The 11,912-nt window shown below is 65.3% G+C and carries 11 protein-coding genes; 6 read left to right on the forward strand and 5 right to left on the reverse strand.

The annotated features are described in order from the left end of the window. The first annotated feature begins 96 nt into the window (after positions 1-96). A complete protein-coding gene (gene mnmA, locus AC1D1J_RS19055; protein WP_477695562.1) occupies positions 97-1,311 on the forward strand; it encodes a tRNA 2-thiouridine(34) synthase MnmA in 1,215 nt (404 codons plus the stop codon). A 71-nt stretch (positions 1,312-1,382) separates the two neighbouring features. Here the strand turns inward: mnmA and AC1D1J_RS19060 are convergent, their stop codons facing one another. Then, on the reverse strand, positions 1,383-2,798 hold the full coding sequence (locus tag AC1D1J_RS19060; RefSeq protein ID WP_477687033.1) for a MipA/OmpV family protein: 1,416 nt from the start codon (positions 2,796-2,798) through the stop codon (positions 1,383-1,385). A gap of 233 nt (positions 2,799-3,031) precedes the next feature. Here AC1D1J_RS19060 and AC1D1J_RS19065 point away from each other — a divergent pair, with 233 nt between their 5' ends. The 4 genes from AC1D1J_RS19065 to AC1D1J_RS19080 all read left to right on the forward strand — a co-directional run bounded on the left by AC1D1J_RS19065 (position 3,032) and on the right by AC1D1J_RS19080 (position 7,162). Next, on the forward strand, positions 3,032-3,307 hold the full coding sequence (locus tag AC1D1J_RS19065; RefSeq protein ID WP_477687032.1) for a DUF4242 domain-containing protein: 276 nt from the start codon (positions 3,032-3,034) through the stop codon (positions 3,305-3,307). 9 nt (positions 3,308-3,316) lie between these two features. Next, positions 3,317-5,143, forward strand: coding sequence for an AfsR/SARP family transcriptional regulator (locus AC1D1J_RS19070; protein WP_477695563.1), 1,827 nt, complete (start codon positions 3,317-3,319; stop codon positions 5,141-5,143). 30 nt (positions 5,144-5,173) lie between these two features. Beyond that, a complete protein-coding gene (locus tag AC1D1J_RS19075; protein ID WP_477695564.1) occupies positions 5,174-5,635 on the forward strand; it encodes a DUF2917 domain-containing protein in 462 nt (153 codons plus the stop codon). 165 nt (positions 5,636-5,800) lie between these two features. Then, positions 5,801-7,162, forward strand: coding sequence for an MBL fold metallo-hydrolase RNA specificity domain-containing protein (locus tag AC1D1J_RS19080; RefSeq protein WP_477695565.1), 1,362 nt, complete (start codon positions 5,801-5,803; stop codon positions 7,160-7,162). Positions 7,163-7,195: 33 nt separating this feature from the next. Here AC1D1J_RS19080 and AC1D1J_RS19085 read toward each other — a convergent pair whose 3' ends face one another. Beyond that, the gene (locus tag AC1D1J_RS19085) at positions 7,196-7,876 is read right to left on the reverse strand and encodes a sulfite exporter TauE/SafE family protein (RefSeq protein WP_477695566.1); all 681 of its coding nucleotides are present in this window, start codon (positions 7,874-7,876) and stop codon (positions 7,196-7,198) included. A gap of 13 nt (positions 7,877-7,889) precedes the next feature. Next, complete coding sequence (gene hemN, locus AC1D1J_RS19090) at positions 7,890-9,272, reverse strand: oxygen-independent coproporphyrinogen III oxidase (protein ID WP_477695567.1); 1,383 nt, start codon at positions 9,270-9,272, stop codon at positions 7,890-7,892. Positions 9,273-9,476: 204 nt separating this feature from the next. On the opposite strand from hemN, the gene AC1D1J_RS19095 reads away from it, so the two are divergent. Continuing rightward, positions 9,477-10,565 (forward strand): fatty acid desaturase, encoded by a 1,089-nt coding sequence (locus tag AC1D1J_RS19095; RefSeq protein ID WP_477695568.1) that lies wholly within the window; start codon positions 9,477-9,479, stop codon positions 10,563-10,565. Between the two features lie 15 nt (positions 10,566-10,580). On the opposite strand, the gene AC1D1J_RS19100 is transcribed toward AC1D1J_RS19095, so the two are convergent. Both AC1D1J_RS19100 and AC1D1J_RS19105 read right to left on the reverse strand, forming a co-directional pair. Next, positions 10,581-11,354, reverse strand: a complete 774-nt coding sequence (locus AC1D1J_RS19100) for a helix-turn-helix domain-containing protein (RefSeq protein ID WP_477687025.1) — start codon at positions 11,352-11,354, stop codon at positions 10,581-10,583. Further along, positions 11,345-11,815 carry a response regulator gene (locus AC1D1J_RS19105; protein WP_477687024.1) on the reverse strand — a complete coding sequence of 157 codons (471 nt, stop codon included), beginning with the start codon at positions 11,813-11,815 and terminating at the stop codon, positions 11,345-11,347. The genes AC1D1J_RS19100 and AC1D1J_RS19105 overlap by 10 nt, the downstream gene beginning before the upstream one ends. Between the last annotated feature and the right edge of the window lie 97 nt (positions 11,816-11,912).

Raw genomic sequence — 11,912 nt, forward strand, 5'->3', positions numbered from 1 at the left:
CAAGAAAGGGCATTCCATTGTGCCGCCGGCCGGACGGCCAGCAGGGCCGAAAAGCCCAGACAGGCGCAAACGCTTTCATCTTTTTACAATAGAGCCATGGGCACCCCGCAAATCAACACACACAACCCCGACGGCAAGCGGCAACGGATCGTTGTTGGCCTGAGCGGAGGCGTGGACTCCGCCGTGACGGCGCACCTGCTCAAGCAGCAGGGGCACGAGGTTATCGGCATCTTCATGAAGAACTGGGAAGATGACGACGACAGCGAGTTCTGCTCATCCAACATCGATTTTGTCGACGCCGCCGCCGTGGCCGACGTGATCGGCATCGAGATCGAGCACGTCAACTTCGCAGCCGACTACAAGGATCGCGTCTTCGCCGAGTTCCTGCGCGAATACCAGGCTGGCCGTACGCCCAACCCCGACATTCTGTGCAACGCCGAAATCAAGTTCAAGGCATTTCTGGACCATGCCATGCGCCTGGGCGCCGAAAAAATCGCGACCGGGCATTACGCCAGGGTTCGCCACAACGAAGCCACCGGCCTGCACGAGCTGCTCAAGGGCCTGGACCCGGCCAAGGACCAGAGCTACTTTTTGCACCGCCTGAACCAGGCACAGCTGTCGAAGACGCTCTTCCCGGTGGGCGAACTGCGCAAGACCGAAGTCCGGCGCATTGCCGACGAGATCGGCCTGCCCAACGCGAAGAAAAAAGACTCCACGGGCATCTGTTTTATCGGCGAGAGGCCTTTCCGCGAATTTTTGAATCGCTACATCGCCAAAGAACCCGGCCCCATCAAGAACGACAGGGGCCGCGTGCTCGGTGAGCATGTGGGCCTGTCCTTCTATACATTGGGGCAGCGCCAGGGCCTGGGCATAGGTGGTGTGAAAGCCAAGGGAGCCGAGCTCAAGGCCGTGCAGGCACGCGGGTTGCGCGGCGTGGGAGAGCATGAACCCTGGTTCGTGGCGCGCAAGGACCTTGAAACGAACACGCTGTGGGTGGTGCAGGGTCATGACCACCCGTGGCTGCAATCGACCGTGCTGCAGGCGCAGGACTGCAGCTGGGTGGCCGGCAACGCGCCGGCGCCCGGCGCCATGGCCGCCAAGACCCGTTACCGACAGGCCGACGCGCCCTGCGAACTGCTCGGCGCTACCGGCGCGGCCTGCGAACTGGTGTTTGCCGATGCCCAGTGGGCGGTGACGCCGGGCCAGTCAGCTGTGCTTTACCAGGGCGATGTCTGCCTGGGTGGCGGCGTGATTGCCGCCAGCAATGTGCAGAACCAGCCGGCCACGCCGGCCCGGGCAGCCTACGCCTGATTTTCATCAAATCAGGCTGCAAGCCTTTATGGTCGGGCGCAAGCAGCTATTAAATCAATAGCAAATAGATCTCAGAGTGCTGTTTCGACGTAGGTGTAGATGTAGTTGGAGCCACCGTTGACATTGCCCAGCAGGCGCGACGAGCCAAAAATGCCGGAGCGGTGCGACACACCAAAGCCTATAAAGGTGTCCTTGAGCGGCCGGTAGCCGATCAGGTCGCCCAGGCTCACATCAATGGTCGGATCCAGGTAATTGAGCATGCGCGAGGCCGACTTGCCGTTGGCCGCCAGGCTGGACGACTCGATGTAGGGAGCCCGCTGTGCCATGGACACGCCCACGCCCAGGCCCAGCCGCGTCTTGACCCGGTCGCTCCATGGGAAGCCCGAGTAGACGGCTTTCATGAACAGGTCCAGTTGCACGCCATTGGCCTGCAGGCCCCGCTCATCGTGGTGCGTGAGGCCCACATAGCCGATGAAGTCGAGCGGCCAGCCGTTCACATTGTTCAGGAAGGGCTTGCCCACCTGAATGCCGGTGATACGGGTCGAATTGACCTTCGCCGTAGACAGGCACTGTGCCGTGATGATCTTGGCCAGGTGGCAGCCGTCTTCGGTTGACTTGCCGTACAGTAGCTTGAAGTAAGTGGGCGAGCCCTCTTCTGCCCACTCGCGCTTGTGACCGCCAAAGTCATAGGCCGCACCGACATACACGGCGGGCAGCACGCTCTTTTGCACGATGGGGCTGTTCTTGGTCTTGTTGTCCAGCAAGGTGGCCGATACACCGGCCAGCAGGCGCCAGCGCTCGGTGAGGTCATAGGAGCCGTACAGGCCAATCGAAGTCTGCACACCCGCACCCGGCGCATAGGCGGGTCGCCCGGCCGTTGCCTCACTGGCCTGCACGCCGTAGTAATAATTGTTGAGCCTGGCGTCGCGCACCCCCACGGTCAGGCTGGGGCGCAACATCCAGGGGCCCGATCGCCAGTCGTAGGTGTAGCCCAGGCGGAACTCGTTGCCTTTGTAGGTGTTGCTGATGTCATGCACCAGCTCGGCCTGCAGCGTTCCCCAGGGCTGGCGCCAGCGGTAGGCCAGGCCCAGGTCCAGGCCCGAGTCGCGCGGCGACATGCCGGCCAGGCTGGCGGGCAGGCGCTCGGTTGGGAAGCCCTCCAGGCGCTGCTCCACAAAAAGGTCCAGGCGCCGTTCGGTGCCGTTGAGCAGTTTGATGCCGCCCCGGTTGGCATGCAGGAAAAGCCGCTCACCTTCATACAGGTAAAGCGGCAACAGGTCGTAGCGCGTGCCGGCATCCTTGTAGGGCGAACGCTCGATCCGGGTCACGAGGCCCAGCCCGGCACTGCCCGGCGAAGAAAGGATGTCGGTGAGCGGCTCAGTGTTGCCGCCGGCAAAGGCCGGCAGGGCCGCGCACAGCCCGGCAGCCGCAATAGCAGCTCCGCGCAGAACTCGGTGTGGCAAAAGGAGCAAAGGGGAGCGATTCATCATGTTTTTTTGAAGGTGGGGGATGTTGCAGCAGCCGGGCAGGGAGCACACACTCCGATGCTATCCACGAACAGCGCATCCGCTCCGGTCGATTTGTAAGAAAACGGGTACAAATCGGATAGGCCGACACCGCGCCATTCCCCTTATTGATTCGACGCGGGTGTCTTTCTCACACGCCGGCTCACACGTACACTGCCTATCTTCGGGTCTCCACTAACTTAACGGAGCCTGTTATGCCCAAATTCGTGATCGAACGTGCCATCCCCGGACTCGGGGCCCTGAAGCCCGCCGAGCTGCAATCCATCTCCCAGAAATCCTGCGGCGTGCTGCAGGAACTGGGGCCCGACGTGCAGTGGGTGCAAAGCTACGTGACGGGCGGCAAGATGTACTGCATCTACAACGCGGCCAGCGAGGAACTCGTGAGGGAACACGCGCGCAGAGGCGGCTTTCCGGCGGACTCTGTCTCGCGAGTCACCACCACCATAGACCCCACCACCGCCGAAGCCTGAGGCCCACCGGTGAATTCGCCAGCCCCGAACGACGCGCCGCCTTTGGGGCTGGCCATCCACCTGCTCGGCCCGCCACGGGCGGAGCGCGGAGGCCAGCCCGTGCCGGCGCCACGCGGGCACAAAGTCTGGGGCCTGCTCGCCTACTTGGTCCGCAGCGACGCGCCGGTCAGCCGCAAGCACCTGGCGCAGCTGCTGTTCGAGGATGCCGAAGATCCGCTGGCCGCCCTGCGCTGGAACCTCAGCGAGCTGCGACGCCTGCTCGGCACCGCGGATTTGCGCGGCGATCTGCTGGCGCTATCACTGGAGCCTGCCACCTACGTCGACCTCGGCGCCGTGCTGTCGGGCAGCTGGGCGCAAGCCCTGTGTGTGCCCGGCCTGGATCACGAGTTGCTGGAAGGCATGAATTTTTCGGGCAGCCCGGCCTTCGAGGTCTGGCTCGCCACGGAGCGCCGCCACCTTCAGGCCGCCGCCGAGGCTGTGCTGCGCGAAGCCGCCCTGGCTCGCATGGCCGCGGGCGCCGTGGCGGAAGCAGCCACACTGGCCGGCCGGCTGGTACGGCACAACCCGCTCGACGAGAACTACCAGGCTTTGCTGGTGCGCAGCCTCGCGGCCGCGGGTGACGGCGTGGGCGCCGCGCGCCAGGCCGCAGCTTGCCGTGAATTGTTCCAGCGCGAGCTCGGGCTGCAACCCGGCGCCACGCTGGACGCGGCCCTGCGCACGCTCACCGCAGCGCCCACCGCGCGGCCCGCCACCGGGCGCGCGGCGGCGCTGGCGCAACTCGAAGCCGGTGAAGCCGCCATCAGCGCCGGCGCGCTCGATGCCGGCCTGCAATGCCTGCGCCGCGCGATCGTGGAAGCCGATGCCACCGGCGACGCGGCATTGCGTGCGCGCGCCCGCGTGGCCCTGGGTGGCGCGCTGGTGCATGCCGCCCGCGGACGCGACGAAGAAGGCGCCACGGCGCTTCACGAAGCACTGGAGGTCGGCCACGAGGCTTCGCCGGCACTCGCCGCTGCCGCGTGCCGCGAACTCGGCTACGTCGAATTCCTGCGCGGCCGCTATGAGCGCACGCTGGCCTGGCTGCAACGCGCGACGCCGATGGCAGCCGGCGATCCGGCGGAGCAAGCGCGCATCGCCACCGTGCACGGCGCTGCGCTCAGCGACACTGCGCATTACACGGCCGCCATCAGCCAGCTGCGCGAAGCAGAGGCGCTGGCTGCAGCCGTCGGCGACAGCCGGCAACTTGCCTACGCGCTTTCCATGCTGGGCCGCGCGCTGCTGCTGCACGGCGAACCCGAGGGCGCTGCCGACGCTCTGGACCGCTCGGTGGCACTGGCGCGGCAAGGCTGGACCGCCTTTGTGCCGTGGCCGCAATCGTTGCGGGCCGAAATCGACCTGCTGCGCGGCGACGTGGATGCCGCCGCGAGCCGCTTCGAGCATGCCTTCGCGCTCGGCTGCCAGCTCGGCGACCCGTGCTGGGAAGGCATTGCCGGCCGAGGCCTGGGGCGCGTGGCGATGGCGCGCGGGGAACCGCAGCGCGCCGTCGAAATCCTTGCCGACGCCCTGGCGCGCTGCGTACGCCTTCCTGATGCCTACCTGTGGGCCAAGGCATATGCCCTCGACGCGCTGTGTGATGTCGCTGTGGCACAAGCCATGCCCCAGGCCTCGGCCTGGGTCAACGAGATGCAGGACCTCGCTGCGCGTAGCGGCATGCGCGAACTGACGGTGCGCGCCTGCCTGCACCGCGCGGCGCTCGGCGACGGGGCAAGCGCGGCCGCGGCGAAGCTGCTTGCCGGCCAGATCGACAACCCCGCGCTGCACGCCCTTGCCGGGCCATGACGGCGGTGGCCACATCCAAAGAGGCTGATGATGAATGCGAAATCAAACGGCGCCGTATCGCTCAACGGCATCCGGCGCCTGGTGCCCGGCCAGGTGCTGCGTTTGCCGCGGCGCGGCGGCGAACTGACGGTGCTGCACGGCCGGCTCTGGCTGACGCTCCACAACGATCCCGACGATCATTTCATCGAAGCCGGCCAGCGCGTGCGCCTTGGCGCCAACGAGAACGCGGTGGTTGAATCCGCAGGAACCGCGCAGGGCGCGAGTCTGCACTGGGAGCCTTGTCGCCCGGCCTTCGTCAGTGCCTTGCTCGCCCGGCCCCTGAGCGGCACGGCCTTCCTGGCCTTTGTGGCGGCCCGCGCCTTCGCGGCGCTGGCCCTCAGCGCCGCGGCAGGCGCAAGACGCGCGCGTGGCCATGGCGAGACCTGCGAGCGCCATGCTGTATTCGTCACACTGGAAGGCGGCAGGAGGCGGGAGTCAGGCCGCCGCCTCTGAAAGAAAACAGCTTGAACTCCATGCATAACGGGCGCAAGCAGCTATTAAATCAATAGCAAAATCCGCTTCGACCGGCTTCTGTCCGGGTTTCCCCGAGGCATTGCAACGTGCTGGATATTGCGCCACATCAAATACCCGCACACCTTTTTCACCTACGCTGCAGACATGAAGATCCAATTCCTCGGCGCCACAGATACCGTGACAGGTTCCAAATACCTGATCCGGTACGGGGAGTCCACGGTGCTGGTCGACTGCGGGCTGTTCCAGGGCTACAAGCAATTGCGCCTGCGCAACTGGTCGGCCCTGCCTGTGGCCCCGGCGTCCATTGACGCCGTGATCCTGACGCATGCCCACATTGACCACAGCGGCTACCTGCCACTGCTGGCGCGCCAGGGCTTCAAAGGCAAGGTGTTCTGCACCCCGGCCACGGCCGACCTGTGCCGCATCCTGCTGCCCGACGCTGGCCACCTGCAGGAAGAGGAAGCCGAATACGCCAATCGCCACGCTTTTTCGAAGCACACGCCGGCGCTGCCGCTGTACACGCGCGAGGACGCGCTGCGCTGCCTCAAGCTGCTGCACCCGGTGCCCAGCGGCAAACACTGGCACCCGGCGCCGGGCTTGAACGCCAGCCTGACACCTTCGGGCCATATGGTGGGCTCGTCGTTCGTGCGGCTGGACAACGGCTCGCGCTCCATCCTGTTTTCCGGGGACATAGGCCGCCCCAACGACCTGGTGCTCAAGCCGCCTTCGCAGATGGACGGCGCCGACTACCTGGTGGTGGAGTCCACCTATGGCAACCGCCTGCACAAGGACTCCGACCCTCTGCTGGCGCTGGGTCAGGTCATCAACCGCACGGCCGCACGCGGTGGCGTGGTGGTGATCCCGGCTTTCGCGGTGGGCCGCGCGCAAAGCCTGTTGCACTGCATTGATATCCTCAAAACCCAAGGCGTGATTACGCGAAAACTGCCCGTGTACCTCAATAGCCCGATGGCGGCCAAAGCGACGCAGGTGTACCTCAAGCACAAGGCCGAACTGCGGCTGACACCCGCGGAGTGCGAAGCCATGGCACATACCGCTCACATCGTCGAGTCACCGGAGGAGTCGCGCCTGCTCAATGCCAGGCACGGCCCCATGGTCATCATTGCCGCCAGCGGCATGGCCACCGGCGGACGTGTGGTTCACCATCTCAAAGCCTTCGCGCCCGACAAGCGCAACACCATCGTGTTTGCCGGCTTCCAGCCCGGCGGCACGCGCGGCGCGCTCATCGCGGGCGGCGCGCCCTCGGTGCGCATCCACGGCCAGGACGTGCCGGTGCGCGCCGAAGTGGCGATGCTGGATGATCTGTCGGCCCATTCGGATGCCGCTGAAATCATGGGTTGGCTGCGCGGCTTCAAGTCCGCGCCGAAACAAACTTTCATCACCCACGGCGAGCCGGCCGCGGCCGATGCCATGCGCCAGCGCATCGAACGCGAGCTGCACTGGCCCTGCCACCTGCCCTGTTATCTGGAGTCGATCCCCCTCGCCTGAAGCAATGCGCAAGCCAGCGGCAAGCGGGCAGCTTCAGAGGAGCCCGCACCACTGCGCGATGCGATGCATCATGTCGCCCCACAAGCCGAACACGGCGGCGAGCATCAGCACCCCACCGGCCAGACGCATGCCCAGTTGACCGCCCAGGCCGTTGCCGGCGCGCCGCAACCCGGCCAGCAGCCGCGGAGCCAGCAACAGGGAGACGCCGCTGCCCACGGCAAAAGCCGCCATGGCCAGCGCGCCTTGCAGTGGTCCGCCGCTCAGGGATGCCACCAGCAGCGCCGAATAAAGCAGGCTGCAGGGCATGAAGGTCCACAGCGCGCCCACCGAGAACATGCCGCCGCGCGATGCGGCCACGGCGCCTACCCTGGACCAGGCCGAGCGCCCTGCCCGGTCGGCCCAGGCCGGCTGACTGGCGTTCACCACCAGCATCATTCCCCAGCCCAGCACGGCCAGATGGAACAGCACCCAGAGCGGCTTGATCACTGCGGCCTGTTCCGTCATCCACGCAAAACTTTGCACTGCCGTCGCTGCCGCCGCGCCCGCACTTGAATAGCCGACAAGCCGCCCGGCCTGAAAGACCAGCGGTGAATGCGCCTGCTGCTGCGGGCCCAGGCGCCGCAGGCCGCCACAGGCAGCGCCGCACATCACGGCGCAATGCGGCCCGCCGGCAATTCCCATCAGCAAGGCCGTGGTGGCGAGGGCGTAAGACATAGGCTGCGCTGGATCAGATAATGCGCGAGAAACGGCTGCGGTTGAGGTCGGACTGCAGGTAGCGGTCAAACACCATGGCGACCGCGCGCAGCACGAACCGGCCTTCGGGCGTCACCTCGATGCCGGTGCTGGAAAGCAGCACCAGCCCGGCATCCTCCAATTCGCGCAGGCGCTCCAGTTCCGCCGCAAAGTAGGTCTTGAAATCCAGCATCCAGGCGAGCTCTATCGATTCGAACCACACCTGGCCCTGGCACATGATGGCCATGATCACCGCGCGGCGCGCCAGGTCGTCCCGGCTCAGCGCCAGGCCGCGCGTGACCGGGAAGCGCCCCTGGTCGAGCAGGTCGCAGTATTCCTCCAGGGTTTTGGCATTCTGGCTGTAGGTGGCGCCGACCGCGCCTATGGCCGATACGCCCAGGCCCACCAGGTCGCGGTCGGGCTGGGTGCTGTAACCCTGGAAGTTGCGGTGCAGCCGGCCCTCGCGGCTGGCCACGGCCAGCGCATCGTTCTCAAGCGCGAAGTGGTCCATGCCGATGTAGCGGTAACCCGCGCCCTGCAAACGCTGCATCGCTTCGGCCAGCATGGCGGCCTTGTCCTCGGCCGCAGGCAGCAGCGCAGTTGCGATGTGCCGCTGCGGCTTGAAACGCTCCGGCAAATGGGCATAGGCATACAGGGCAATTCGGTCCGGCCTGAGTTCCTCGATCTGGCGTATGGTGCGTGCGAAAGACGTCTGTGTCTGCCGCGGCAGGCCGTAGATCAGGTCCACATTGATGGATTCAAACCCGAGCGCACGCGCCTGCGCGACCAGCGCGAACACCTGCTGGGCGGGCTGGACGCGGTGTACGGCTTTTTGCACATCGGGGTCAAAATCCTGCACACCGAAGCTCAGGCGGTTAAAGCCCAGGGCGGCCAACGCGGCCAGGCGCGTGTTGTCCACCGTACGCGGATCCACCTCGATGGCCATTTCCGCGCCGGCCACGATGTCGAAGTGGCGTCTGAGCATGTCCATGAGCTGTGCGAGTTCCGCGTCTGACAAAAAAGTCGGCGTGCCTCCACCCAGGTGCAGCTGGCTGACGGGCTGCCCCTGCCCCAGGCGCGCCGTGTACAGGGCCACTTCGCGCTCAAGATAGCCCAGGTAGGCGGTGGCGCGGCTGTGCTGCTTGGTAATGATCTTGTTGCAGGCGCAGTAGTAGCACAACGATTCGCAAAACGGGATGTGCACATACAGCGACAACGGCGCCGCCGATGTCTCGGCCCGCGCGCGCCTGTCGTCCAGCGCGCGGCCGTGATCGACGGCGGTAAAGGCCTCGACAAAACGGTCCGCCGTGGGAAAGGAGGTATAGCGCGGACCGGAGATGTCGAAGCGCTTGAGGGCCTGGGGTAATACAGCGGGCATGGCGTGGTTGAGAGAGTGAGGCCTCCACTGTGCCGCCCTGCCGCCCTGGCTGCGTTGATGTGGATCAACGCAGCGCAAGTTGCGGCCGGCAGCGCGGTTTGCCCTGTCCTTGACCTGCGTCAAATCCCCGCGAAGGCCGCGCCGTAAGCTGGCGGCTTCCTCATTGCCCCGGGTCGGCGGCCCCGGCTGCCAACCCTTCATCTCATGTCCCTGTCACAAGCAATCCAGGCAAATCAAGCCACCGCCCTCCCGCACCGAAAAGTCCTGCGCTCCTGGCTTCTTCCCATCTCGACCAAAAACACCGGCCTCGCATTGACGCTGGCCCTGACGGACTTTGCCCTGTTCGCCGCATGCATGGCCGGGGCGGTGCTCGCGAGCCACCCTGCCATCCAGGTGCTCATGGCCCTGCTGGCCGGGTTCATGATCGCCAGGCTGTTCATCCTCGGCCACGATGCATGCCACCAGAGCTTCACCCCGCATCGCAAACTCAACCGCTGGCTGGGCCGCCTGCTTTTTCTGCCGTCGCTCACACCCTACAGCCTGTGGGATGTCGGGCACAACATCGTGCACCACGGCTACACCAACCTCAGCGGCTTTGATTTCGTCTGGCAGCCCGCGACCCTTGAGGCCTATGAAAGCATGCCCGTCTGGAAACAATGGCTGGAGTGCGCCTACCGCAGCGGCTGGGCGCCATGGCTCTACTACCTCGTGGAAATCTGGTGGAAGCGGCTTTACTTCCCGTCCAAAGCCGTGATGCCTACGCGGCGCGGCATTTTTGTTGCGGACAGCTTGCTGGTCACTGCCGCTGCCGCAGCCTGGATCGCAGGCCTTGTGATCGCGGCAGGGTCTACCGGCCAGTCGGTGCTCTGGCTTTTGGCCGTCGGTTTTTTCCTGCCGCTGCTGGTGTGGAACGGCCTGATAGGCTTTGTGGTCTACGTGCACCACACGCACACCCAGATCGCCTGGTACGACAACAAAAAAAGCTGGTCGGACGCCAACCCCTTTGTCTCCACCACTGTGCACCTGACCTTCAACTCGTTTTTTGGCGCGGCGCTTCACCACATCATGGAACACACCGCCCACCACGTCGACATGGGCGTGCCGCTGTACCGCCTGAAGCAGGCCCAGGCCGTCCTGGAGGCCAGGCTGCCCGGGCACATCGTCGTACAGCCTTTTTCCTGGCACTGGTACTTCGACACGGCGCGCCGCTGCAAGCTTTACGACTTCGAGCGGCGGCAATGGACGGATTTTTCCGGCCGCCCAACCTCGCAAGGGATGGCCGAACCCGTTTAAGCCGTAAACAGGTTGTCAGTGAACGCGCGTGTCGAAGACGTGTTTGAGGGCCGCGTGGTCAAGGATGCGGATGTGGCGCTTGTCGACTTCAAGGATGCCCTGCTGCAGGAAGGCGGAAAAGGTGCGGCTCACGGTCTCCAGCTTCATGCCCAGGTAGCTGCCGATTTCGGCACGCGACATGCGCAGATGAAACTCGCTGGCCGAGTAGCCGCGCAACTTGAGCCGCTGTGACAGGTTGAGCAGGAAGGCGGCCAGCCGCTCTTCGGCGTTCATGCTGCCCAGCAGCATCATCAGGCTGTGCTCCTTGACGATTTCCCGGCTCATCAGCCGGCTGACGGCCTGCTGCATGTCGGCACTGGTCGCAGCCAGGCCGCTGATCTGGTCGTAGGGAATGGTGCAGACTTCAGTGTCTTCGAGTGCAGTGGAGTTGCTGGCATACGCGCCGTTGGCGATACCGTCCAGGCCCATCAGCTCACCAGCCATCTGGAAGCCGCTGACCTGCTCACGGCCGTCTGCCAGCGTGAGGCTGGATTTGAAGGTGCCAATGCGCACCGCGTAAATGTTGCGGAAAGCCTGGCCCTCATGGTAGAGCGTCTGCCCCGCCTTGACCTTGGTCCGGCTGAAGTGGAGATCGTCCAACCCATCCACATCGGCGGGCTTCATGCCGCAAGGCAGGCAGAGGTCGCGCAGGTTGCAGTTCGAGCAGTGAGTCTTCAGCGGCAGGATGGCGGCGGAAGAAATGCCGCCGACGGATGAAGTGCCGCTGGTGGATGAACAGGCTACGGGCATGATGACTCCTTGGATTGGGAGGAAGAAACGGATTGATCCACACGCCGCGGCTGCGCAAGCATTGCCACGGTGTCCCCGAGTTGGTAAAACTCGGCGTGTTTATCGAGAAAGCAGGCAGCACCCGCAGCCAGGTAGCGCGCACGGTAGGCGGCCTCGGCATGGTTGCTGAGGATGATGAAAGGAATGTCTTGCGTGGCTTTGAGGACGGACTGCAGCACCTGCATGCCCGTGCCCTTCTCGAATTGCACGTCAAGCACCACCACATCGGGCTGCGTCGCCAGGATGCCCGAGACCGCAGACTCCGGCGTATCGGCCTGGCCCGCGACCACCACGCCCCGGGCGGTAAGCATTTCGGCAACGCTGCGGCGGCTCAGCGCGGAGTCGTCGGCCAGAAAGACCCGGGTGGGTGAAGCGGTGTGTTGCATGCCCTTACTGTCGCGCAGGCGGCGCGGCAGGGACATCGTCTTTTGCTGAAAAGCCGGCTCGGATAAGGCTGGTTCGCCGGCACCGGCGCTCCGATCCAGACTCGGAAATTTCCGAGCCTATACCGACCAGCGC

This window comes from Polaromonas sp. P1_F8, assembly GCF_056405635.1.